General features: G+C 62.0%; 21 protein-coding genes. 6 read left to right on the top strand and 15 right to left on the bottom strand.

The features are described 5' to 3' along the window. Positions 1-35: 35 nt before the first annotated feature. Positions 36-1,721, bottom strand: a complete 1,686-nt coding sequence (locus NW853_RS06755; protein ID WP_414348501.1) for a protein kinase domain-containing protein — start codon at positions 1,719-1,721, stop codon at positions 36-38. A 133-nt stretch (positions 1,722-1,854) separates the two neighbouring features. Between NW853_RS06755 and NW853_RS06760 the strand changes: the two genes are divergently transcribed. Next, positions 1,855-2,772, top strand: a complete 918-nt coding sequence (locus NW853_RS06760) for a histone deacetylase (protein ID WP_414332393.1) — start codon at positions 1,855-1,857, stop codon at positions 2,770-2,772. A gap of 11 nt (positions 2,773-2,783) precedes the next feature. Here the strand turns inward: NW853_RS06760 and NW853_RS06765 are convergent, their stop codons facing one another. From NW853_RS06765 to NW853_RS06815, 11 genes are all read right to left on the bottom strand, one after another. After that, positions 2,784-3,503: a Stp1/IreP family PP2C-type Ser/Thr phosphatase gene (locus tag NW853_RS06765; protein WP_414348504.1), complete on the bottom strand. Its 720-nt coding sequence runs from the start codon at positions 3,501-3,503 to the stop codon at positions 2,784-2,786. Beyond that, positions 3,503-5,239 (bottom strand): ABC1 kinase family protein, encoded by a 1,737-nt coding sequence (locus NW853_RS06770; RefSeq protein ID WP_414348506.1) that lies wholly within the window; start codon positions 5,237-5,239, stop codon positions 3,503-3,505. Before NW853_RS06770 ends, NW853_RS06765 begins: the two co-directional genes overlap by 1 nt. After that, entirely contained in the window at positions 5,236-5,547 is a 312-nt protein-coding gene (locus NW853_RS06775; RefSeq protein ID WP_414332387.1) for a DUF6825 family protein, read from the bottom strand. The genes NW853_RS06770 and NW853_RS06775 overlap by 4 nt, the downstream gene beginning before the upstream one ends. Before the next feature lie 142 nt (positions 5,548-5,689). After that, positions 5,690-6,415, bottom strand: a complete 726-nt coding sequence (locus tag NW853_RS06780) for a phycobilisome rod-core linker polypeptide (RefSeq protein ID WP_414332386.1) — start codon at positions 6,413-6,415, stop codon at positions 5,690-5,692. Between the two features lie 46 nt (positions 6,416-6,461). Continuing rightward, positions 6,462-7,103, bottom strand: a complete 642-nt coding sequence (locus NW853_RS06785; protein WP_414348508.1) for a HEAT repeat domain-containing protein — start codon at positions 7,101-7,103, stop codon at positions 6,462-6,464. Positions 7,104-7,149: 46 nt separating this feature from the next. After that, complete coding sequence (locus tag NW853_RS06790; RefSeq protein ID WP_414332382.1) at positions 7,150-7,920, bottom strand: HEAT repeat domain-containing protein; 771 nt, start codon at positions 7,918-7,920, stop codon at positions 7,150-7,152. Between the two features lie 52 nt (positions 7,921-7,972). After that, positions 7,973-8,242 (bottom strand): phycobilisome linker polypeptide, encoded by a 270-nt coding sequence (locus tag NW853_RS06795; RefSeq protein WP_414332380.1) that lies wholly within the window; start codon positions 8,240-8,242, stop codon positions 7,973-7,975. Positions 8,243-8,540: 298 nt separating this feature from the next. Then, entirely contained in the window at positions 8,541-9,029 is a 489-nt protein-coding gene (locus tag NW853_RS06800) for a phycocyanin subunit alpha (RefSeq protein ID WP_414332378.1), read from the bottom strand. Positions 9,030-9,170: 141 nt separating this feature from the next. Continuing rightward, entirely contained in the window at positions 9,171-9,692 is a 522-nt protein-coding gene (locus tag NW853_RS06805; RefSeq protein WP_414348526.1) for a phycocyanin subunit beta, read from the bottom strand. A 408-nt stretch (positions 9,693-10,100) separates the two neighbouring features. Further along, positions 10,101-10,916, bottom strand: a complete 816-nt coding sequence (gene trpA / locus NW853_RS06810; protein WP_414348529.1) for a tryptophan synthase subunit alpha — start codon at positions 10,914-10,916, stop codon at positions 10,101-10,103. 69 nt (positions 10,917-10,985) lie between these two features. Further along, positions 10,986-12,386: an ABC transporter substrate-binding protein gene (locus tag NW853_RS06815; RefSeq protein ID WP_414348511.1), complete on the bottom strand. Its 1,401-nt coding sequence runs from the start codon at positions 12,384-12,386 to the stop codon at positions 10,986-10,988. 355 nt (positions 12,387-12,741) lie between these two features. Here NW853_RS06815 and NW853_RS06820 point away from each other — a divergent pair, with 355 nt between their 5' ends. Next, positions 12,742-13,554, top strand: coding sequence for a class I SAM-dependent methyltransferase (locus NW853_RS06820; RefSeq protein WP_414348514.1), 813 nt, complete (start codon positions 12,742-12,744; stop codon positions 13,552-13,554). Between the two features lie 10 nt (positions 13,555-13,564). On the opposite strand, the gene NW853_RS06825 is transcribed toward NW853_RS06820, so the two are convergent. Further along, the gene (locus NW853_RS06825) at positions 13,565-14,353 is read right to left on the bottom strand and encodes an amino acid ABC transporter ATP-binding protein (RefSeq protein ID WP_414332372.1); all 789 of its coding nucleotides are present in this window, start codon (positions 14,351-14,353) and stop codon (positions 13,565-13,567) included. A 274-nt stretch (positions 14,354-14,627) separates the two neighbouring features. Here NW853_RS06825 and NW853_RS06830 point away from each other — a divergent pair, with 274 nt between their 5' ends. The 3 genes from NW853_RS06830 to NW853_RS06840 all read left to right on the top strand — a co-directional run bounded on the left by NW853_RS06830 (position 14,628) and on the right by NW853_RS06840 (position 18,110). Beyond that, positions 14,628-15,656 carry an amino acid ABC transporter substrate-binding protein gene (locus tag NW853_RS06830; protein ID WP_414348517.1) on the top strand — a complete coding sequence of 343 codons (1,029 nt, stop codon included), beginning with the start codon at positions 14,628-14,630 and terminating at the stop codon, positions 15,654-15,656. A gap of 90 nt (positions 15,657-15,746) precedes the next feature. Continuing rightward, positions 15,747-16,919, top strand: a complete 1,173-nt coding sequence (locus NW853_RS06835; RefSeq protein ID WP_414348520.1) for an amino acid ABC transporter permease — start codon at positions 15,747-15,749, stop codon at positions 16,917-16,919. A 3-nt stretch (positions 16,920-16,922) separates the two neighbouring features. Next, positions 16,923-18,110, top strand: a complete 1,188-nt coding sequence (locus NW853_RS06840) for an amino acid ABC transporter permease (protein WP_414348523.1) — start codon at positions 16,923-16,925, stop codon at positions 18,108-18,110. 171 nt (positions 18,111-18,281) lie between these two features. On the opposite strand, the gene NW853_RS06845 is transcribed toward NW853_RS06840, so the two are convergent. After that, positions 18,282-20,072 (bottom strand): peptidase M3, encoded by a 1,791-nt coding sequence (locus NW853_RS06845; protein ID WP_414332364.1) that lies wholly within the window; start codon positions 20,070-20,072, stop codon positions 18,282-18,284. Positions 20,073-20,105: 33 nt separating this feature from the next. Continuing rightward, a complete protein-coding gene (locus NW853_RS06850) occupies positions 20,106-20,480 on the bottom strand; it encodes a sensor histidine kinase (RefSeq protein ID WP_414332362.1) in 375 nt (124 codons plus the stop codon). 615 nt (positions 20,481-21,095) lie between these two features. Here NW853_RS06850 and NW853_RS06855 point away from each other — a divergent pair. After that, positions 21,096-22,585 (top strand): YifB family Mg chelatase-like AAA ATPase (locus tag NW853_RS06855; protein ID WP_414348532.1); only part of this gene is annotated, 1,490 nt, incomplete at its 3' end.

Here is a 22,585-nt window from a genome sequence, read left to right on the forward strand (position 1 = left end):
CGGGCCCTCCCCGATCCGTCACCCCCCCAGGTTGTTCACGCCCTGGGCGGGGGATCCCAAACGGCCAGGTAGAGGTGGCCCTGGGGGGTGCGCTCGACGAGGCCAGACCAAGAGCCGGAGCGGAACTGGACGCGCTCAGAACGGTTTTCCCGCACCGCCTGCAGTTCTCGCTGCAACTGGGGGGGCAAGGGGGCCTGCAGCATGTCTTCCAGCAGCCCTTCCGCCTGCGGGGCGGGCACGTCGTCGGCGATGGTGGCCTCGATTTGTTGCAGCGCCAGGCTGGATTCGTCGTAGGTGAGGCTCAAGTTCATGCCGCCCAAGCGGTACAGGTCGTACACGGTGTTGGGCCAGGCGCCCCGCCCCTGCTGGCTGGGGGATCCCAGGGCGGCCCGCACCACCTCGCGGGAAGTCTGGAGAGGGAAGGCGCGCAACACCGGCTCGCTGCTGGCGTAGGGCTCCAGCTCCGGCGCCGGATCCCGAACCGTCTCGCCGCCGCCCAGATCCAGAGCAAGAGGTTCAGGGGCCGTATCGGGCTGCGCACCCGCTCCGGGGCGCTCATCCTCTAACTCCGTGGGAGCTGGCGAGGGGCGAGAGCCGGAGATCACCGGAGCCGCAGGGCGCTGCAGAAACCGCCCCAACCCCCAACTCACCAAAGCCAAACCCAGCAAACCGCCCGCCAAGAAGGGGATCAGGCGCAGGGGTCCCCTGTTTTCCGCCGCAGTGGCCCCTGTCACGGGCCTGAGACGCAGCGTGCCGGCTGTGGCTAAAGGAGCAGGATCCCGAAGCGAGGCGCCACGGATCCCTGGCGATGGAAAGGCAACAGGGGCGGAACTTTGGATCCCGGCTTGGATGCGCTCCAGCTCTGCCAACACATTGGCCACCGTGGGCGGACGGGCGGCTGGATCTTTGGCCAAACAACTGAGGATGAGGTCGGAGAGGCCAGCGGGCAGTCCCAGCTCTTCCAGAGGCAGGGGGCGCTGCTTGTGGTGGGCCTGGTACCAGCCCGGGAAAGATTCCGTGGTGGGCTGGAGGGGCATCTGGCCGGACGCCATCTGGTAGAGGATGATCCCGAAGCTGTAGATGTCGGAGCGGGCATCCAGCGGCAACCCTTCCAATTGCTCTGGGGAGGAGTAGGCCAGCGTCCCCAAGTAGGCGTGGGTGAGGCTCAGCGACTCACGGGTGTTGAGCAGCTTGGCAATGCCGAAATCCACCAGCTTCGCCAGCTCCCCCAAGCTCTCGTCGGCCACCACGATCACGTTGGCCGGCTTGAGGTCGCGGTGGATGACCTGGATCCGCTGCCCTTCCAAGAGGATCCCTTCGTGGGCTGCTTTGAGCCCCAGGCCAATTTGGCGGGCCAGCCGAAAAAAGCGCTCCAGAGGCAGAGGTCCCGCCGCCAGAATATCCTTGAGGGTTTGGCCGTTCAGGTATTCCATCACATAGAAGGGCACCTCATCGGCAGTGATGCCGTAGTCGCTCACCTTGACAATGTGCAGGCTCTTTTGGCCCAAAGCGGCGCAGGCTTTCGCTTCCCGCTCGAAGCGCAGGCGGGCCTGCTCGTCCATTGCCGGCTGGGAGAGCAGCTTAACGGCCACTTCCACCCCGCCAAAGAGCAGATCTTGGGCCAAATAGACCCGCCCCATGCCTCCTTGCCCCAGCAGATGGGTGAGGCGATAGCGCTGGGCCAAGAGGCGATCCAAAAAGGGATCCGAGGAAGTGAACATAGGAAATCGCGGCAATCCAGAGAAGAGAACAGAGCAAGACTTCCGCAGGGATCTGACAGGAGCGGGCTACCTCTACCATAAGCACTGAAGCTGTCATAGGCTATGCCCACCGCCGTCAATCCGGTTGCTTTGAATGTCTTTGCCCGTCGTTTACCACCCCGACTACAGCGCCCCCCTGCCGCCGGGCCATCGCTTTCCTATGCCCAAATTCCGCCTCCTGCACGAGCTGCTGCTGCGGGAAGGGGTGATCCGCTCTCAGCAAGTGCATCAGCCGGAGCTGCCTCCCCTGGCTTGGATCGAATCGGTGCACACGCCAGAGTACGTGCGGGCCTACTGTGAGGGATCCCTGGAAGCCAAGCTGCAGCGGCGCATCGGCCTGCCCTGGAGCCCTGAGCTGGTGCGGCGCACCTGTCGAGCCGTGGGCGGCACCGTCCTGACCGCCCAGTTGGCCCTGCGCCACGGCCTGGCTTGCAATACCGCCGGCGGCACCCACCACGCCTTTCCCACCTACGGCTCCGGCTTCTGTATTTTCAATGACCTGGCCATTGCCGCCCAAGTCCTGCTGCAGCAGGGGCTGGTGCACAAGGTTCTGATTGTCGACTTGGATGTGCACCAGGGCGACGGCACCGCCTGGATCTTCCGCTCCGAGCCGCGGGTGTTTACCTTCTCCATGCACTGCGCCGCCAACTTCCCGGCCACCAAACAACAGAGCGACCTGGATGTGCCTCTGCCGGTGGGCCTGGAAGACGAAGCCTATCTACAAATCTTGGCCGACCACTTGCCGGATCTCTTGGCCCAGGTGCGCCCCGATCTGGTGCTCTACGACGCGGGGGTGGATCCCCACGCAGAAGACCTCTTGGGCAAGCTGGCCCTCAGCGACGAGGGGCTGTTTCGCCGCGACATGCAGGTGCTGGATACTTGCGTGAGACGGGGCCATCCGGTCGCCTGCGTCATCGGCGGCGGCTATGGCCAAGACCTTGCCCGCCTTGTGTACCGCCACTCGCTGCTGCACCGCGCCGCCGGCGAAGTGTACCGGCAATACCGTCTCTAGCTGGCTGCCAACTAGGCATATTCGGCGATCACCACCGTGATGTTGTCTCGCCCGCCCCGCTCTTTGGCCGCCTCGATTAACTTGCGGGGGAGCTGCTCCAAGTCCTCTACCTGCAGGCAATACTCGGCGATAGCCTCGTCATCCAGCTCTTCGGTGAGCCCGTCACTACACAACAGCAGGCGATCCCCCGGACAAACTGTAATCGGCTGGACGGCAGGCGGCCCCGCATCGGGCCGGCCCAGGCAGCGCTCGAGAATATGTCGCCAGGGGTGGACGCGGGCTTGCTCTTGCGTCAACTCCCCTTGGCGAACCGAGCGAGCCACTAAGGTGTGATCCTCCGTCATCTGCTGCATCTCGGATCCCCGCAAGCGATAGAGGCGAGAATCGCCAATGTGAGCGCTCCAGCAATTGTTGTTAGGATCCACCAAGGCCACCACCACGGTGGTGCCCATGTCGGCCCGCTCCGGGTTTTGCCGCTGGTCCTTGAGGATGGCCTCGTTGGCTGCTTCTACCGCTTCGCTGAGCAACTTGGGTGCCGGCACGTTTTTCCAGCCTCGATCCAGATAGGCCCGGATGGTCTCGACGGCCAACAAGCTAGCCGTTGCCCCGGCAGCGTGCCCTCCCATGCCATCGGCAACGATGAAGTAACGTCCTTCCGGATCGCAGTAGTAGGCATCCTGGTTGCTGCTGCGAACCTTGCCCGGATCCGTAGCGCAGGCGTATCGTCGCATCACATCAATCGCTCTGACCGATTCAACCTCAAGAGTACCCTGATTAAAGCAAGAGCAGCGAGGGCAGCCAAAACCAAAGTGATAACGGCTAAGGTAGCATGTCCGGCCAAAAGGAGCTGGGTTGCGCTCAGAAAGAAGGCTGCAAACAACACTGCATAAATAACCCCCAAGCCGGTGCTGTTCAGCTTGCGCAGCAGGCGCTCTGCCTCGCTCGATCGCACCCGCAGGCGCAGTTCTCCTTGTTCCAACTTGCTCAAGGTCAATTCGAGGCGGCGGGGCAAACTGAGGCTGCTGCTGGTAAACTCAGCCGCCTGGCGGCCAACCTGGGCCAAGAGAGTCTCGGTCTCGGTTCCGTTTAAACTCATCAGCTCCTCCGCGAAAGGCTTGGCCACTTCCATAAAGTCGAACTCCGGATCCAACCCCTTTCCCAACCCCTCCAACGTGGTTAGGGCCCGCATCACAAAGGTAAAGGTAGCCGGAAAGCGAAACGGCTGATCGTAGGCCAGCTCGTAGAGGTCTTCGCTGATGGCCGCCACCGAGATTGCTCCTGAGTTGCTGGAAAAGGGTTTATCCATAAAGTGGTCCAGCATGTACTGGACGGAGCGACGCACCGGCGCCAGATCGGCGGTGGGCACCAGCACCCCCAGCTCTACCAGCGAGGCCACCACCCGATCGGCATTTTTGGAGACCACACCTGCCAGCGTGCCCATCAGCTTCTCTTTCACATCGGAGCGCAGGCGGCCCATCATGCCGAAGTCGTAAAAGATCAACGTGCCATCCGGCTTGACGGCAATGTTGCCCGGATGGGGATCGGCATGAAAAAAGCCGTCTTTGAGCAATTGCCGCAGATAGGCCTCTGCCCCCAAGCGGGCCAAGACCTTGCGGTTCAGCCCCGCCGCGCTCAGGGCTTCGTAATCGCTGATTTTGATCCCCGGCAGGTATTCCAATGTCAGCAGACGGGGGGAAGTGTAGCGCCAGTACACCTTGGGGACGGCAATTTGCGGCATGTCCCGAAAATTGCGACGAAAAGTATCGGCATTGCGGCCCTCGTTGAGGTAGTCCACCTCTTCCCAGAGGGTGCGCCGACACTCTTCGTAGATGCCGATCCAGTCCCGGCCCGGCCCGCCCCAAGGGGTGCGGTACTGAAAAAACTCGGCAATACCGCGGCAGATCTCCAGATCGATAGTGAACAGCCGGGTCAGCCCTGGGCGCTGTACCTTGACCACCACCTCTTCGCCGGTCTTGAGCTTGGCGCGATGCACCTGCCCCAAGCTGGCCGCCGCCAAGGGGGTGGGATCGAAATAGCTGTAGATCTGGGCTATTGGCCTGCCCAGCTCCTGCTGCACGATGGCCGCCACCTGTTCGTAGCCAAAAGCAGGCACTCGATCCTGCAGCTTGGAGAGCTCCTCGACATATTCAGAGGGGAAGAGATCGGCGCGGGTGGAGAAAAACTGCCCCACTTTGATAAAAGTAGGGCCGAGGTGGAGCAGCGTTTCACGGATCCAAATGGCTCTGGCGCGGCGGCGTTTGGCCTTGCGCTCTGGTGTGGCCTGCCCCCCGTAGCTCCACGCGTGCTGATCCAGCCAGAGGTAGAACAGCCAGGTGAGCACAAATCGCCAAATATCCAGAAGGCGGCCCCAGCGGGTGTAGTTTTCCCGGGCCCAACGGTAGGCGGTATAGGGCTTGACCGATTGGGATCCCGGGGAAGTCGGGGATCCCTGTCTGCTGGCATTCAAGCGTTTCGACTCCGATATTTCTGCAACTCGGAGCGCAACTGCGCCACTTCTGCCCGCAGGTCGTCCAGAGTTGCCTGCAAATCTTCTGTCTTGAAAGGAGGGGGCACCATCTCCTGGGCAGCCACCGAGGCTTCTGCCTCAGCTCGGGTCATGACATCCTGGGCAAAGGTTTGCCAGCCCTCCTGTAGCTCAGCCCACACCTTGCCCACTTCTCCGGCAATGTCGGCAAGGGCGCTCTCCCAACGCTCCCGCAGAACATCTGCTACGGCTTTGCCAACAAAAAAAGCCCGCACAACCGGATTCTTCATGCAACCCAAGTGTTAAGAAGCATCACTCAGAATTATAACGAATCTTGCCCAAGCACAGCCGCGAGCCGACCTACCCGAACAGCATCGGATCGATCGGCCCGACGGATCCCGCGAGGGATCGTCCTGGAAAGTTTGTCCAGTGCTAGCGGCGGCTGGTGGTCATGTCGGGGATCTTCAGATCGAAGACGCTGATGTTTTGCCGCGCCGCCGGCTGGGGATTGAGCATGCGGGCCATGTTGAGGAAGTTTTCCGGATCCCCGGGTTTGGGCGGGCGGGTGAGACGGTAGGTGCGCACCACTTCCCGGGTCGAGCGCTTCACGCCGGAGACATCCCGCCAACGGGCTCCATAGCGGGGGGTCACCAAGTTAGCGGGTTTTTCGGAGAGGCGACGGCGCTGATAGGGCACCACATCGTCCCCGAAAGCGGCGTTGTACTCCTCGCTATCCACTACAGCGTCGATGAGGCCATCCAGCCCACGGGTAGCAACGATGATGGAGTACTTAATGCGCTCCTGTTGGCTGTAGGTGGGCCGGCCCAGGAAGCGCTGGAAAGTGACCTCGATGAAGCGGTAGTTGTCATTGGGAACCATGACCAGATCCCGGTACACCTCCGACTTGCCCAGGCCGCGCACAAACTCTTTGACCGAAATCGCTCCGTTGCGCAACTGCGACTCCAAAGCTTTTTGTCGATAGCTCTCCAGCATCAGATGCTCGCTGAAGATTTGGCGATAGGCAGCGCGAATGATGTTGTCCACGCCCGTCGGGTCATCAGGACGATAGACCGGCGGGGTTTCGTCGCTGGGCACAAAGTAACGAGGCACCCGCTCATTTTGGGTGGTGGGACGATCGGCAAGCAACGGAAGAGACATAGGTGGTGCTCCTTGAAGAAACAAGAGACGACAAAGGGGGACAGGGCTATGGATCGGCTGCCAGCTCCTGCTGACTTAACTGGGCGCGCAGGGGAATCAAGGGATCCGTATCCTGCAAGGCCATTTGCAGGGCTGCCTCGACGGCAGATCGCAAAGATGCCTCTCCCAGCCGAGCCAAATCCGTCAGGGATCCGACGGCGGCATAGCGGACGCCCCAATCGGCGTCGCCCAAGCACTGACGCAGCAGCTCCAGGGCCTGCTCTTGGTCGGAGAGGGGCCGCCGTGCAGCGACCCGCCCCAGCCCACGGGTCGCCGCCCGCCGCACGCTGGGGGCAAAGTCCGCTACAATCGCCTCCGCCAAAAAGGGATAGGCATCCCCGTGGCCGATGCGGGCCAACGCCCGCACCGAATAGGCGCGCGCCCCGTAGTCGAAGCCATCGATGTTAGCCAGCAAAGGCTGTACTGCCGCCTCCCCAAAGCGCAACACCTCTTCCAAGGCGGCTTCTCCCACGGCAGGGCGGTTGAAGCCAAAGGCGCGAATGAGCAGGGGGATCCCTTCCACCTGGCCTAGGGATCCCAGCGCTCTCACCACCCGCAGCAGGTCTTCTGCTGAGGTGGCCTGCTCCAGCTCGGCGGCCAGTTGAGCCACAGCAGCGGGGAGCACTTGTGCAGCCGAGAAAGAGGACATAGGCAGAGCTAGAAGTGAAGTCGAAAGCCGGAGCCGGGGAGAGCGACTAGAACAGCTTGTCCAGTTGCGGGAGGATCGCCGCTGCCGCCCGATCCGGCGACACCTGCCCCAACTGCAGCGCCACGTCGAACAGCCGCTTCAGAGCGTTGATGCGCAGGTTGAGGGCTACATCGGCGGTCGCCAACAGCGGCGCTCCTGCCACCCAGCCGGATTCTGCCAGGTCGAACAAAGCAGCCTGGCGCAGGCTGAAATTGGGGTGAGCCAGCAGCGCCACCAGAACCTGGGTCAGCTCCTCAGCTTGGGTAAAGCGATAGAGCACCCAGGCGGCTGCCGAACGCACCCGCTCCGAAGGGTGGCTCAAAAAAGGCCGGATCGCCGCCTCGGCCTCGGTGGCGCCGAGCTGGCCCAGCGCCTCGATAAGGGCTTCCCAGGGCTGCTCCTGCTCCCGCGACTGCAGCAAGGCCAGCAAGGGATCCACCGCTCGCCTGTCCCCCAACTGGGCCAAGGCATAGGCGGCCTCTTCCCGCACATGCAAGTCGGTACAGGTGAGCGCCTCGATCAAGCCGGGTACGGCTCGCACGTCGCCGATTTGCCCCAGCGCCTTGGCAGCATTGCGCCGCAGCGGATAGCCCCCCAAGACCGTGCGATCCCGTTCATCCTGCAACGCCAAAAGCAACGGCTCTACCCCGCGCGGATCCCGAATCGTGCCCAAGTACCAAGCGGCATAGTACCGCTCTTGCAGGTCATCCCCCTGCAGCCGGGCTATCGCCTGCTCCCAAGTGAGCTGTTGCGGCAGCACCGCCGTGTTGGATGCCATGCGAACCTTTGCAGAGCTGTTCATGACCCTTGGGCAACTCTGTCCGCAGCCCTTACTCAGCAGCACCGTTGCCTTGGGCAGAGGCGGCATCGGTTCCCGCCAGAGCGATGACCTGCACGATTTTGCCGCCCATTCGCAGAATGCGCTGCATCTCGGCAGACAGGCGGCTGTAGGGAACGGTGGTGCTCAGGGTGCTGCGACGCACCTTGGCAGAGGTGGCCAGGGCATCCGGCGGGTTGAGCAGGCCGGTGTACTCAACTCTGTAAACCCGGCTGCCAGCTTCCGTCAGGGTTTCAGGGCCGGTGGTGCTTTGACCAAACATCGCTTTCCCCAGATATCTATATTGGGTTTCGTCCAGAACACAGGCAGGAGCCGCCCTTCACCCGACAAGCCATATCGGCTGCTTCTGCGGGCTGCTCCGCCCTGCCATGGGACAATGCCCAGAACGATTAAGACAAAGAGCAGGCGACCAACCCATTCAGCTGAAGAGGAGCCAAAATGCTGACTCAACCCGAAAACCGCGGGGCCAGACCCGCCTGCTCTGGAGAGACATACAACTGTAAGACGAAGAAAGAGATCGTCCACTCCCCACAAGTGGGGATCTCTAGCCCTAGGATCCCTTAGCTGAGGGCGTTGATGGCGTAGTCGAAGTAGATGGCCGCTTCGTTGGCCGCTTGGCCGCTCAGCATGCCCAGAGCGCGGTTCTTCATGTACTGCAGAGCCACAATGTACCAGCTCGGAGAGAGGTTGAAGGAGCGGTTCACCTCCCGCAGCCCGGCTACCAAGTATTCATCGAGGGGGCCGGTGCCGCCCGCAACCAGAGAATAGGTGATGAAGCGGAGGTAGTAGCCGATATCGCGGGCACACTTGGCCTGAAACACATCGCCGTGGCCCATTTCGCCCGGCTGGGTCAGGTAGGGGAAGCGCTTGAACACTTCCTGCACCGCTTCCCGCACCAGGGTTTGTTGGTTTTGGGTCAGGACACGGGCCGCCTCCAGGGAAGCAGCAGCACGCTGGTAACGGCCGTTGACCGCCTGCAGCTCGCTGGCATTGAGAAAACGCCCTTGATTGTCAGCGGAAGCAATCGCCTCAGTGATGACGGTTTTCACCTTGCAACTCCTAAATTCATCGATTTGGTTGTTAACGAACGTTCTGCAGGAATGGCGGATTACGTCCCAACTTGAGGATCTCCACCTACCCAATCAGAAAGATGGATTCAACAGGTCTGAAGAGGGACAACCCAGCCGTCCTCAGACGATGGCGGCAGCGGCTTTGTCGAAGTAGCTGGCCACCTCGCTTTGCAGCGCCGAGCAATCGCCAGGGGTGATGCCTTTCGGATCCATGATCTTGGCCAGGGCTTCTTTCTTCATGGCCGCAATGGCGTTGGCCATGGAGCTGGTGGGCACCCCCAGCGCAATGTAGGTTTCCCGCAGGCCGTTGAGGCAGCGATCTTCCAGCACCGAGCTATCCCCCGCCAGGGTGGCGTAGGTGATGTAGCGCAAGATGATCTCCATGTCCCGCAGGCAGGCGGCCATGCGACGGTTGGTGTAGGCATTGCCCCCAGGAGCGATCAGATCCGGCTCCTGGGCAAACAAAGACCGAGCTGCGTTGGTTACGATTTGGGCGGCGTTGCTGGTCATGCGGTTGACCGCATCCAGGCGCTTGTTGCCCTCTGCCACCAAAGCCGCCAGACGGTCGAAGTCTTGATCACTTAAAAAGGCGCCGCGTGCATCTGCCTGAGCGATCACCCGGGTAAAGGCGTCTTGCATGATGGATCTCCTTCTGGTCTTTCCAAAAAGCGATGAGCGACTGGCTGAACCTCTCAAAAGCCGAATCCCAAGCTCTCTTGTGGGATCCCGTTTCCCCAAAAACCGGGGATCCTGTGGAGCAGATTACCCCCACCGAAGCCCCAGATTTTGAGATAGGTCAAGAACTTCTGCGACCTTCAGACAGCCGAGCATCCAGGTCAATTTTATAGCGCGGGAGGGATGAGTGTTTTGTAAAGATTTACAAATAAACCAACGCCGAGCTGCCTGCTCAGCCGCCGATCTCCTGTCTCTGATGGGGCCGCGGGCGGGCAATGGGTCGGCGAGGAGGCTGACGAGATGTAAACATTTGTTTCAGTCGTAAGGTAAACATTCGTTTCCCTTGTTTTGAGCTAGCGGCAAAGCCATCGGCTGTCAATGTTGTGGGGTGCTTATCCCCTGCAGGGCAGCCTTGAGATCCCGGCAGAAGTGGGCGATTTGCTGTAGCCCTTGGGCGGGGGTGGGGGCTTTGGCCAGCCGTTGCACGAAGGCACTGCCCACGATGGCGGCATCGGCTCCCCAACGGGCGATCTGGCTGGCCTGGTCGGGGGTGGAGATGCCGAAGCCCACCCCGATCGGCAGGGAGGTGTATTGGCGCAACTGCTGCAGCAAGGCCGGGATCCGCTGCTCCAGGGTGGCCCGTTCGCCGGTGACGCCGGTGGTGCTGACCAGGTAGATAAAGCCGCTGGACTGTTGGGCAATACGGCGCATCCGCTCCGCGGGGCTGGTGGGGGCCACCAGTAAAATGAGGTCGATCCCCTCTGCCTGCGTTGCTTCCCGCAGGGATCCGGCCTCTTCCAGGGGCAGGTCGGGGACGACTAAGCCAGCACAGCCGGCCCGGCGCAGTTGCTGTACAAAGGTGGGGAGGCCGAGCTGGTGGATAGGGTTGTAGTAGGTGAAGAGGATGAGGGGAGTCTGCAGGGAGAGGCACCTCAAGCCCTGCAATATGGCACCCAAGGTAACACCCCGCCTGAGGGCGCGGGCAGCTGCTGCTTGGATCACCGGCCCATCGGCCAGGGGATCCGAGTAGGGCACCCCCAACTCGATGAGATCGGCGCCGTGTTGATCCAAAACTTGCAGGGCTTCAAAGGTGGTTTCCAGGTCGGGATCCCCGGCGGTGAGGTAGGGGATGAGGGCGGCTTCGCCGCGGCTGCGCAGCGCCTGGAAACACGCGGTGATCCGGCTGGGCATGGGATCCGTCCGAGCTGAGGAGATGGAGAGAGTTGAGAGCATCCCCCACTGTAGCGCTTGCCGGGATCCCTAGGGGAGAGGCACAAAGTCGTAGCCCGTGCCGGAGCGGTTGCCCCGTTCAATGCGCACCAGCACGTTGGGGGCATCGCGGTCGCCGGAGGGCAAAAAGCGCACCTCCCCGGAAGCGCCGTCTGGCAAGCGGAAGTTGGAGTCGCCGAGGGCAGTGAGAATGCCGCTGCGGCTGGGGGATCCCTGCCGAATAGCCTGGAGAAGAACACGGGTGGCGTCGTAGGCCAGGGCGGTGCGCCAACTCACCTGCCCTCCCCACATCTGGGCTGCCTTCTGGGCAAAGCCGCGGCTGCGGAGAAGATCGGGATGCCAGGGCACCGCCACCACCATGCCCTCCACCGCTGCTCCCCCTTCCTTGAGGGTGGTGAGGCTGAAGAGCACATCCCCCCCCACCAGGGCAAGGGGTTGGCCGAGGAGGGCGTTCTGGCGGGCAACGGCCAGCGCTTGTTCGGCTACGGAAGCCGTGGGTGCCAAGAAAGCCGCCTGGGATCCCTGCTCCAGTGCACTCTGGAGGCTGGCCTGGGGGTTGAAATCGGCGGCTGTTAGGTCGAAGGTGGCCAGCACAATCCCCCCTTCGCTGGTCAGGGTGGAGGCAAAGGCGTCGCGCAGGCTGGTGCTGTAGGCGCTGTTGGGGTTGTAGAAGATGGCCACCCTCTGCAGGCGCAGCTTGTTAAGGACATAGCGGGCCAGTTGCGTGCCAGCAATCTGGTCGGAGGGGACGGTGCGAAAGATGGCGTTCCCCAGCAGGCTGATGCGGGTGCTGGTAGAGGTGGAGGAGATCATGGCCAGGCCGGCAGACTGATAGATCTCAGCCGCCGCCAGGGTAGCATCGCTGGCGTTGTGGCCGATCACCCCCAAAATCTCAGGCTGGCCCACCAGCGCTTTGGCCACTGCCGCCGCTCGCTCCGGGTTATCCCCGTCGTCGGCAATCACCACCCGCAGCAGCCGCCCCCCAAGGCCCCCCTGTTGGAAAAGCTCCTCTTGGGCCTGGGCCACGCCCCGCAGCGTCTCTTTGGCGCGGTTGGGGTTGCTGGAGATGGGCACCACCACGGCCAAGCTCAAGGGGTTGCCCTGCTGCTGGGCGCGGGCGTTGTTCAAAAAAATGCGCGCTTCCGGGTCGTTGCGGTTGTTCTGCAGCCCCATCTCCAAGAGCGGGATCGCCGCCCTGAAATTGCCCTGGCGGATGAGCTCTGCGGCAGCCACGGCGGCGGGGCTGCTATCGGCAAAGAGGGTGCGCTCGCCGCTGGTTAAGAGCAGATCCTGGGCCCTACTGCCCAACCCTGGCAGCGAGATCCCTGGCGGCCAGCGGATATAGCCCGCCTGCCAAGCGCGATGACCGCCCCAGAGGAGCAGGAGCCCCAGAGCAATGTAGACGATGGGTGGCGGAGACTTGGCAACCATGGGCCCCAAAGAAGAGAACAACAGCAGAATCCGGGCAGCAGGGGTATCGCTCACACCTTCAGGAAGCTCCTGGAACCCCCCTCTTCAAGGATCTTCAAGAGCTTTCTTGAAGCATACCTGAAGGATCGGGCCGGTAGGAAGGGCTGTTGCGGTATTGGCGCTCCAGGTGCTCCACAATGGAGACAGGAACAGAGGGGGTTGCCGAGGCTCTTCTGGGTGTACGCTGTGGCTCAGTCTCCCGGTTAGCCTGCAGAGATGGGGCCCAAACCCCTGCAGCGATCGCAAAAGGACGATAGCGGCGGCGTCAAGCAATGCGATGATGGCCATCGGGGCAAGGCGCTGGCTTTCCCTTCCCATGATAGAGGTTGTCGAAAACCCTTTGCCTCAGGATCCGCTCGAGCAAGCCCTGTGGGACTGGCACCGGGGCCAGGCCAGGGGATCCCTGCGCTTGCACGCCTACAGCGCCGAGGGGATCCCACTAGCAGAGGAGCCCCAGGTGGTCTCGCCGGAGGTGTTCTTCACCCAGGAGCTGCCGGAAGTGGAGGCCCTGGCTTTGGATCTGTGTCGCGGTCGGGTGCTGGACATTGGCGCTGGCACAGGCCGCCACAGCCTGCTGCTGCAGGAGGAGGGGTTGGCCGTGGCCGCCCTGGATCGCTCTCCGGTGGCGCTGCAGATCATGGCCGAACGGGGGGTGCGCTGCCCCATTGCCGCCGACCTGTTCTCCTGGGAGGGGCCGGAGGAGCCCTTCGATACGCTGCTGCTGCTGATGAACGGCGTCGGCCTGGTGGGATCCCTGGCGGGATTGGAGCGTTTTTTAACCTTGGCCCGCCACTGGGTTCAGCCTACCGGGCAGTTGCTTGTGGATTCCACCGATCTAAGCGACCTCAGGGAAGATGGCGGCTCGGCGGATCTGCCGCAGGTAGAAAGTTCAGCCGATTCTGAAGCCGAGGATTGGGAGAAGGGGAAGGACTTGAAAGCGGCGGGCGAGGCAAAAGCCAAGGTGGTGAACTTTGTGGCCGAGTACAACGGGCAGCGCGGGGATCCCTTTCCCTGGCTGTTTGTGGATCCGGAGACCCTGCTGCGCTATGCCCACGCCCACGGCTGGCAGGGACAAATTCTCTACCAAGAGCCGGAGGGAGCCTTTCTGGCACGGCTTGCGCCTCTCTAAGCGTAGCCCCTTAGTGGGAAAGGATCTGCGACAAAAAAAGGCGGGAACGCTCTTCCTTGGGGTTGCTGAAAAACTCCTGGGGGGTGTTTTCTTCCACGATCTTGCCGCGGTCGAAGAAAATAATTCGATCCGCCACCTCGCGGGCAAAGCCCATTTCGTGGGTTACACACACCATGGTCATGCCCGAGCGGGCCAGCTCCCGCATCACGTCCAGCACCTCTTTGATCATCTCCGGATCCAACGCCGAGGTCGGCTCATCAAAAAGCATCACCGCCGGATTCATGGCCAAGGCGCGGGCAATGGCCACCCGCTGCTGCTGCCCCCCCGAAAGTTGACCAGGATACTTTTCCGCTTGCTCAGCGATTCCCACCCGCCTGAGCAGCTCCATGGCCCGTTCAACTGCCTCGGCCTTTTTCATTTTCTTCACATGAATCGGGCCGAGGGTTACATTCTGCAAGACCGTGAGATGGGGAAACAGGTTGAACTGCTGGAAAACCATGCCCACTTCGCGGCGAATGGCGTCGATGTTGCGCAGGTCACTGGTCAACTCAATGCCATCTACCACAATGCGTCCTCTCTGGTGTTCTTCTAAGCGGTTCAGGGTGCGAATAAACGTCGATTTGCCCGAACCTGAAGGCCCACAGACCACCACCACCTCGCCGCGGCGGATGCGGGTGGTAATGCCCTTGAGGACGTGGAACTCGCCGTACCATTTGTGAACATCTTCACATTGGATGATGTCGGTGCCGGCTGAGGTTGGCAGGGAGGGTGAAGACATCATGCGCGGGGATCCTTTCATGGGCGGATAAATCCCTTTTATTTCATCAAAGCAAGCATGGGTACCATGGCAGAACCGGCTGAGCTATAACCGTAGCCTACATAACATTTCTCTACGCCCTGACATGTAAGGCTTTGAGAAAATCATTGACGCCTCTGGCGAACCATTCTATGGGGTGTGGCAGGAGTGCGACGCCATTGGCCTGGCGAACAAGTAGATCCACCAGGTAGATCCACGTGGATACGGACTACTGAAGATTACGAAGGATTGACATTGAGGTCATTCTATGAGCTGGATGAAGCATTTGAACGGATTGGCCCCCTTGGCCGGGGCATTGGTTCTGTCGGTGGGCCTGCAGTCGCTCCCCGCTTGGGCACAACTGGGGCCGCTCACCAACCGCATCAAGGCGCGGGGCGAGCTAATCTGTGGCGTAAACAACCAACTGCCCGGATTTGGCAACCTGGATGACCAAGGCAAGTATGTCGGCTTCGACATCGACATCTGCCGCGCCGTAGCGGCTGCTCTGTTCGGGGATCCCGACAAGATCCAATTCGTTTACCTGACGGCGGCCAATCGCCAATCGGCCATTCAGGCAGGAGAAGTGGATATCATCAGCCGCAACACCACCTGGACGCTGACGCGGGATCGGGAGTGGGCGGTAACTTTTGGCCCCACCACCTACTACGACGGCCAAGGGTTTTTGGTGCGGAAAAGTCTGGGTGTACAGAAGCTGGAGGATCTGAACGGGGCCACCATCTGTGTGATTGCCGGCACCACCACCGAGCTGAACCTGGCGGATACGTTCCGGGCCCGCGGCATCGCCTTCACACCGGTGACCTTCGACGGCGATGATTCCTCTTTTAACGCTTACGAAGAAGGCCGCTGCGACGCCATCACCAGCGACCAAAGCGCTCTGATCTCCCGCCGCGCCAGTTTGGCTGCTCCCGACGACCATGTGATCTTGCCGGAGGTGATCTCCAAAGAGCCGTTGGGGCCTCTGGTTCCTCACGGCGACGAGAGCTTCTCTGATATTGTGAACTGGACGGTCTACGCCCTCTTCTACGCGGAAGAAAAAGGGATCACCAGCGCCAATGTGGAAGAGTTCCTCAAATCGGAGGATCCCGACATTCGCCGCTTCTTGGGCCAGGAGGGCAACCTGGGAGAGCTGCTGGGCCTGCAGCCGGATTGGGTGGTCAATGTGATCAAGGCGGTGGGCAACTACGGCGAGATCTTTGACCGGCACTTGACGCCCTTAGGGGTGGCTCGGGGCTTGAACCGACCTTACACTCAGGGTGGGATCCAGTACGCGCCGCCTTTCCGCTAAGCGGTTGTCCAGAAATCCGGGAGCCGTCGCCCCAGGGATCCCGCTTGTCGGTGTCCCTTGCCCTCTACCTTTGATCTTCGCTCGCGCCTCATGACCGCTCTATCTGACCAGCCCCACCTGCGCCCCCCTTGGTGGCGGGATGAGCGCATCCTGAAGATCCTGCTGCAGGCGGCCTTTGTCGTGGCTGTGTTGCTGGTGTTTGGGATCCTCACCCAGAATCTCCTCGCCAGCTTGCGCCGCCTCGGCATCAGCTTGGGATTTCGCTTTTTGGGCAACTCCGCCAACTTCGGCATCACCGAGGGGCTGATCCCCTACGACCCTTCCGAGAGCTACCTGAAGGCCCTGCTGGCGGGAGCCCTGAACACCCTCTGGCTGTCCGCCGTCAGCATTGTCTTGGCGACGACGATGGGCTTTGTTTTGGGGATGGCCCGCCTCTCCAGCAACTGGCTGGCCCGCCAGTTGGCCGCAGTGGTCACCGAGATCTTTCGCAACGTGCCGGTGCTGTTGATCGTGATCTTCTGGTACCAGGGGGTGATCCTCACCCTGCCAGGGGTGCGCAACAGCCTCTCTCTCGGCGGGCTGGTGTTCATCAACCAACGGGGAGTCAAGCTGCCCGGCTTGGATCCCAGTGGCTGGCTGGTTCCCACGCTGGCCATCTTGATCGGGGCCGGGTGGGGGATCCACAGGTTGCTGCTGGCTCGCCGGCCCGAGCTGGGATCCCGGCAGCGAAACCTGTGGGTGGCCGGGGGGGTGGCGCTGCTGGCGGTGGCCTGCTGGGTGCTCTTCCCCGAACCACCGCTGCGGCTGGATGTGCCGGTGCTGGAGCGCTTTAACTTCCGGGGTGGGATCCAGCTTTCGGCAGAGTTTACCGCCATGATGCTGGGCCTGGTCACCTACACCGGCTGCTACATCGCCGAAGTGGTGCGGGGATCCTTTTTGGCGGTGCCGCGGGGGCAGTGGGAGGCGGCCCGAGCCATCGGCCTGTCAGAGCTGGAAACCTTTCGCCTGGTGATCGTGCCGCAGGCGCTGCGGATCATGATCCCCTCTTTGAACACTCAGTATCTTACCCTGATTAAAAACTCCAGCTTGGCCATCGCCGTCGGTTTTTCTGACCTGTTCAACATCAGCAGCACCATCATCAACCAGTCGGGACGCTCGGTGGAGATGTTCGCCCTCCTCATGGCTGCCTATTTGGGAATCAATCTGCTGGTTTCCTACGGCATGAACTGGCTCAATGCCCGCGTCAAGTTGGTGGAGCGCTAGCCCATGTCCAGCACTCTCTCGCCTGGCGAACCCCCCGCGGACCAACCCAGTCCTCTGGGGTGGATACGCCGCAACCTGTTCGACTCCTGGCTAAGCACCCTGCTCACCTTGGCCTCCGCCTGGGTGTTGGCTTGGGCCCTTTCCCTGTTCTGGAACTGGGCTTTTACCCAAGCCCGCTGGGAGGTGATCCCGGCCAACCTCAAGATCTTGACCACCGGCACCTACCCCAGCGACCAACTGTGGCGGGTGTGGGCTGTGTTGGGGGTTGTGCTGGCCACCTTAGGGGTAGCCGGAGGAGCTTGGGGCGGTGTGCTGCTGCACTACCTCATCCTCTTGGGAGCCGCCATGGGCTTGGCTGCTTTCCTGCCTTTGGGAACCCAATCGCAGGGGTGGCTGGCCGCTTGCTCTGGAGTGACCTTTGCCGCTGTTGCCCTCAGCCGCGGTCGAGAAGCCTGGCGGCTGCCCTCCATCTGGGTTTGGGCCTTGATCTTGCCCCTCTGCCTGGAGCTGCTGCTGGGCGAGCTGGGCCCCAACTGGCCGGCGGTGCGCTCTGAGCAACTGTCGGGACTGCTGCTGACCCTGATCTTGGCAGCAGCCGCCATGATCATTGGTTTCCCCATTGGAGTGCTGCTGGCGCTGGGTCGGGCCAATCGGGCGCTGCCGGTAATCCGAATCTTCTGCACACTGGTGATCGAGCTGGTGCGGGGGTTACCTCTGACCACCATTCTGTTTGCCGCCTGGCTGTTGGTGCCCTTCTTTTTGGGGGGCATCAGCGTCAACTTGATCATCCGGGCGGAGGTGGCCTTTATCTTGTTCACAGCCGTGTATGTGGCCGAGGATGTGCGGGGCGGCCTGCAGTCGATCCCCCTGGGACAGCTAGAAGCAGCACGGGCGCTGGGCTTGAACCCGTTTCAAGTGACGGCTTTGGTGATTTTGCCCCAGGCGTTGCGGGCAGCCGTTCCAGCTCTGGTGAACGAGTTCCTCACCCTTTTTAAAGACACTTCCCTGGTGTTCATCATCGGCCTGATCGACCTGCTGCAGGCAGGTCGGGTCGTGTTCACCAACCCCAATTGGCTGGGCACTCAGCGGGAGGTGCTGTTTGTGATCGGCGTGATCTACTTCATCTGCTGTTTTGCCATGGCCTACGCGGCCAAACAGGTGGAAAAGGCGCTGGGCTTGGGCAAGCGGTGAGCGTGGATGGCTTGGAGAATCTGTCAGCTAGAAGCCGCAGGAGCCCCGCACTGTACCCCCTCTTTCCCCCTGTATACGGGGGGGCCGGGGCTTGCTTGCTCTCTGTCCGCGACAGCGGGACGGAGTCCTTAAACCCCATCCGCCTACGCGGTGGGGTAGTTTATTCAGAACCTAGTGATCTGGATCCTCTTCCAGCAGCTTTTCGAGCGTTTCGATCCAATGCTCCAGTTCCTCCAGCGCCTGTAACACCCCCTCCGGATCGCTCAGATCCGCCTGTAGCCTTTGGGTGGTCTCTTCCAGAGTCAGGGATCCGGGCGGGCTGGCCAGCCAGTGGAGGTAGTGGGGCAGAAAGTTGCGCGGAGAACTACGATAGCGACGGTGGCAGGCCATGGCCACCAAGCTGGCAAGGCTGGCTTGATAGGCGCTGAAGGGGCGGAGAAACAGCTCCGGCATCCCCACCCAGCGGAACTGGTGTTCCGGCAACAATTCCACCGCATCTCCGCACAGCTCTTGACACAGTTTCAGCCACTCCTCGCTCACCCAGAGGGGAAAGGTTGCACCGTTTTCCGGGATCCCCGACCGATACAGGAGCAGCTCCAGCCGACCGATCAAGCTCTGGTAAAACACCGCCTGCAACTGCGCCTCCAGATGGCCTATCAACACGGCCTGGGCCAACTTCAGGCTGCCGGCACGCTGCCCCTCTGGATCGTAAGGAGCAGAGCGAGGGGATCCCATTGCCGAGGCGACCAGGTGATCCAGGAATATCTGCTGCAAAAGGGCGGTGTGAACCTGCACGCCCCACATTTGCGCCGACGGTGCGTAGCCCCTCCCCTGCATCTCCTCCAGATCCAGCCAAACTTGGGGATCCTCAGGCCGGAGCCGCCGGCTGATGGCCGCAAGGGTCTGCAACAGGAATCCCGTTTCTCCCGGTCTGGGCGAGGACTCGGGCTGGTCTGCTTCAGAGCCGACTTCGAGTAGCCAGGGTTTGGCCTGGGCCGCACACTCGGGGCAAAAGTCCTGCAAAGCAGCCCAGACCAGAGAGGTGGCCTCGGCAGCAGTCAAGAGGGGGACGGGATCCTCCCAGGGGGCATGCAAATCGCAGATGCGGATGGAACGCCCCATTGTTCGGCTTTTGAGCCGGTAGTAGCGCTGGAACAGGTCAAACCGATCGCGGATCCCTTCCAGTAGGTTCTCCAAAAAGGTTTGAGTCAGGCCGTGGCGAGCCAGGTACAGCTCGGCAACACAGTCATAGCCCCGCCATTGGGCCTCCCACAGGTGGTCGCGGATCAGGGTGCTGAGGATAAATCCCCCCAGCTCCGCATGGGCCTCTAGGTACTGACCCAGTCGCTGATAGGCATCCCAACGGATTTCGGCGCTGCTGTGGGTCTCTAAGCTCTGGAGCCGAACGAGGGTGTGATCTGGGAGCGCCGTAGGCGGGTTCAGGGTCACCTGCCACAACTGCCGCCAAGCCAACCGTCCTGTCAGGTACTGTTGGTGGAGCAGGCGCTCCAGAGGCTCGGGCTGTTGGTGGCCCTGCTGATGGCGGAGGCGACACAAGAATTGGCGAAAGGGCTGCAGCTCGGGCTCGCCTGGGCGTTGACCCTCTGGGTTGTGGGGAGCACCTTCCGCCGGGCCAGTGGCAGGAACGGCAGGTAGAGATTGCAGCTCCAGAGGGAAAAACAACAGCTGGTTTTGGAAAAAGATGACCTGCTCCAGCCTCTGCCAAGCTGCCTCTGCCGCGCCAGCCGTGGTTTTGGCCTCAGACAGGATCCCTTGCATCCTTTGCGTCAGCTTGGCCAACTCCTGAAGTGCCGCCGCCAGCTCTGGCGGGCTGAGTTGCGCCACCTGCCCCCGGTAGCGCCGGGCAAACCGCTGCACCTGTTCCCCAAGATCGTCAAGATTGTCGAACTCAGGGGAGCCCGAAGAAAGACCCAAGGAAGGTTCAGAAGCAGGAAAGACCACCGGGATCAGCCTCCTAGAGATAAGGGTTCTCCCTCAGTTGGCCCAGAAGGGCGCGCCTGCTTTTTGCTCCCACCAAGGCGCGAATGGTAAGGTAGTACCCGGCTGATCCGGTGTAGACACAAAGTCCATGCTGCCGCCAGATCGCTCCACAATCGCTTTGCTGATGCCCAGACCCAAGCCCGTCTCCCCCTTCTGCCGCGTATCGGAAGCATCAGCTTGGGCGAACTTTTGGAAAATGCAGGTCCGAAACGCCTCCGGGATCCCCGGCCCGCGATCCTGCACACAGGCCCGGATTCCTTCTGGAACCAGCTCGGCCCAGATGCGGACGGTTTCTCCCAACAGGGAAAATTTAGCGGCATTGGAGAGCAAATTGTTCATCACCTGCATCAGCTTACCCGACTCAAACACGTAAACGCGGCTGGCTCCACAGGCTGTATAGCTCTACCAATAGATCTGCTGGTAATAGATCTGCTGGCGGCTGGGGGTTTCCAGAGAAGGCGCTGTTGGTTCTCAACTGGGGTGACCAAATAGCGCTGCTGGGCAGAGAGGAGAGTTGAGGATCCAACCTTATCGCCGTCGCTGTTCGGCGAGGGGGGCTGTGGAGCACAGGGCGGGCGCTTCCGATCAACAGAGAGGACTCCGTCCCGCTGACGCGAACTGCTTGACCAGCCCAAGCGCCTTTCCACCAGAGGGGTCGGTAGCTTCCCTAACTCGGCAGGCGTGTAGCCTAGGCAGGCTTCCCAGTCACCCCCCAACGCCCCCAATCGCCCATCGGAGCTCAGCATATAAAACAGTTCTGGATCAGGAAGGGATCCCATTGCAGGAGAGGAATCCACACGCAATCTCACGCAGCCCGATGACGAGGACGAGATGGGGGAGCGGCTCGATGGGCGTTCTCAACGTTGATTGTGACGTTCTCCTTTCGGGAATGCAGCTGGGGGAAAGCGCTGGATTGGGCGGGCGGGGGGCGTGCCGCCAAAACTTCTGCCAGGATGAGTTGAGATGCTCGTGGAGGCGATCTTCTTGTTTGCCCAAGTGACCTCCGCTGCTCTGCTGGGACTCAAGGCCGTGCGGGTTACGGTGGAGGTGGACGTTGGCGGTGGGCTGCCCCAGATCACCCTGGTGGGGCTGCCCGACACGGCCGTTCAAGAGGCCAAAGAGCGGGTGCGGGCGGCCATCAAGAACTCCGGCTTTGCCCTGCCGCAGCGGCGGATCATTGTTAACTTGGCCCCCGCCGATCTGCGCAAAGAAGGCCCCAGCTTCGATCTGCCCATCGCCATCGGCATTCTGGCAGCCGCAGGAGTGGTTGAGGGAGAAGCGCTGGCCAACACCCTGATGCTGGGGGAATTGGCCCTGGATGGCACCCTGCGTCCCGTGGCAGGAGTTTTGCCCATCGCCGCCAGCGCCGCCGAGATGGGGATCCGCCGCCTGGTGGTGCCCCGGGAAAACGGCCCGGAAGGAGCGTTGGTGCAAGGGATCCAGGTGTATGGGCTGCCCTCTTTGGCGGCGGTGGTGAGCTGGCTGCAAAACCCGGAAGGGGTCGAGCCGGTGCGGATCCAGCCGGAGCAGATGCTGCCAACTGAGGCGGAACCCCTGCTGGATTTGGCCGACGTGAAGGGACAAGAACACGCCCGACGGGCCTTGGAGATCGCGGCGGCCGGCGGGCACAACCTGTTGCTGGTGGGCAGTCCGGGAGCGGGCAAAACCATGCTGGCGCGGCGTCTGCCCGGCATTTTACCCCGGCTGCAGTGGGAAGAAATGTTAGAAATTACCCGCATCTACTCGGCAGCCGGCCTGTTGCGGCAAAATCTCCACCTGGGCGGACAGACCGCCCTGATCGCCCAGCGGCCCTTTCGGGCTCCCCACCATTCGGCTTCTTCCGTGGCGCTGGTGGGTGGTGGCCCCTACCCCAAACCCGGCGAGATCTCGCTGGCCCACCGCGGCATTCTGTACTTGGACGAGCTGACCGAGTTTCGCCGCGAGGTGCTGGAGGTGCTGCGCCAGCCTTTGGAAGACGGCAAGGTTACCATCTCCCGCGCCCGCGTTTCTTTAGAGTTTCCCGCCCAAACCACCCTGGTGGCCTCCACCAACCCCTGCCCCTGCGGCTTCTACGGGGATCCCGTCCAGCCCTGCACCTGTACGCCGCAGCAGCGGGAGCGCTACTGGTCCAAGCTCTCCGGCCCGCTGCTCGATCGCATCGACCTGCAGGTGCGGGTCAACCGCCTCAAGCCGGAAGAAATTGTCCGCGCGCAGGGTGGCGAATCCTCCCAAGCGGTGCGGCAGCGGGTGGAACGGGCGCGGCAACGCCAACGGCAGCGCTTCCAGGACGAACCCGGGATCCACTGCAACGCCCAGATGCAATCTCGCCATCTGCGGCAGTGGTGTACCCTCTCGGATCCCTGTCGCAAACTCTTGGAGAGCGCCATCCAAAAGTTGGGCCTCTCTGCGCGGGGGAGCGACCGCATTCTCAAGGTGGCCCGCACCATCGCCGACCTGGAGGGCGCCGAGGCCAT

Origin of the sequence: Synechococcus sp. H55.11 (genome assembly GCF_047462475.1) — a bacterium.
Taxonomy (GTDB): Bacteria; Cyanobacteriota; Cyanobacteriia; order Thermostichales; family Thermostichaceae; genus Thermostichus.

What these genes read in the sequence shown, in the direction of transcription:
- NW853_RS06755 (WP_414348501.1), bottom strand. Translation starts at nt 1,721, where the DNA reads ATGTTCACTTCCTCGGATCCCTTTTTGGATCGCCTCTTGGCCCAGCGC.
- NW853_RS06760 (WP_414332393.1), top strand. Translation starts at nt 1,855, where the DNA reads ATGTCTTTGCCCGTCGTTTACCACCCCGACTACAGCGCCCCCCTGCCG.
- NW853_RS06765 (WP_414348504.1), bottom strand. Translation starts at nt 3,503, where the DNA reads ATGCGACGATACGCCTGCGCTACGGATCCGGGCAAGGTTCGCAGCAGC.
- NW853_RS06775 (WP_414332387.1), bottom strand. Translation starts at nt 5,547, where the DNA reads ATGAAGAATCCGGTTGTGCGGGCTTTTTTTGTTGGCAAAGCCGTAGCA.
- NW853_RS06780 (WP_414332386.1), bottom strand. Translation starts at nt 6,415, where the DNA reads ATGTCTCTTCCGTTGCTTGCCGATCGTCCCACCACCCAAAATGAGCGG.
- NW853_RS06785 (WP_414348508.1), bottom strand. Translation starts at nt 7,103, where the DNA reads ATGTCCTCTTTCTCGGCTGCACAAGTGCTCCCCGCTGCTGTGGCTCAA.
- NW853_RS06790 (WP_414332382.1), bottom strand. Translation starts at nt 7,920, where the DNA reads ATGGCATCCAACACGGCGGTGCTGCCGCAACAGCTCACTTGGGAGCAG.
- NW853_RS06795 (WP_414332380.1), bottom strand. Translation starts at nt 8,242, where the DNA reads ATGTTTGGTCAAAGCACCACCGGCCCTGAAACCCTGACGGAAGCTGGC.
- trpA (WP_414348529.1), bottom strand. Translation starts at nt 10,916, where the DNA reads ATGCCCAGCCGGATCACCGCGTGTTTCCAGGCGCTGCGCAGCCGCGGC.
- NW853_RS06815 (WP_414348511.1), bottom strand. Translation starts at nt 12,386, where the DNA reads ATGGTTGCCAAGTCTCCGCCACCCATCGTCTACATTGCTCTGGGGCTC.
- NW853_RS06820 (WP_414348514.1), top strand. Translation starts at nt 12,742, where the DNA reads ATGATAGAGGTTGTCGAAAACCCTTTGCCTCAGGATCCGCTCGAGCAA.
- NW853_RS06825 (WP_414332372.1), bottom strand. Translation starts at nt 14,353, where the DNA reads ATGAAAGGATCCCCGCGCATGATGTCTTCACCCTCCCTGCCAACCTCA.
- NW853_RS06830 (WP_414348517.1), top strand. Translation starts at nt 14,628, where the DNA reads ATGAAGCATTTGAACGGATTGGCCCCCTTGGCCGGGGCATTGGTTCTG.
- NW853_RS06835 (WP_414348520.1), top strand. Translation starts at nt 15,747, where the DNA reads ATGACCGCTCTATCTGACCAGCCCCACCTGCGCCCCCCTTGGTGGCGG.
- NW853_RS06840 (WP_414348523.1), top strand. Translation starts at nt 16,923, where the DNA reads ATGTCCAGCACTCTCTCGCCTGGCGAACCCCCCGCGGACCAACCCAGT.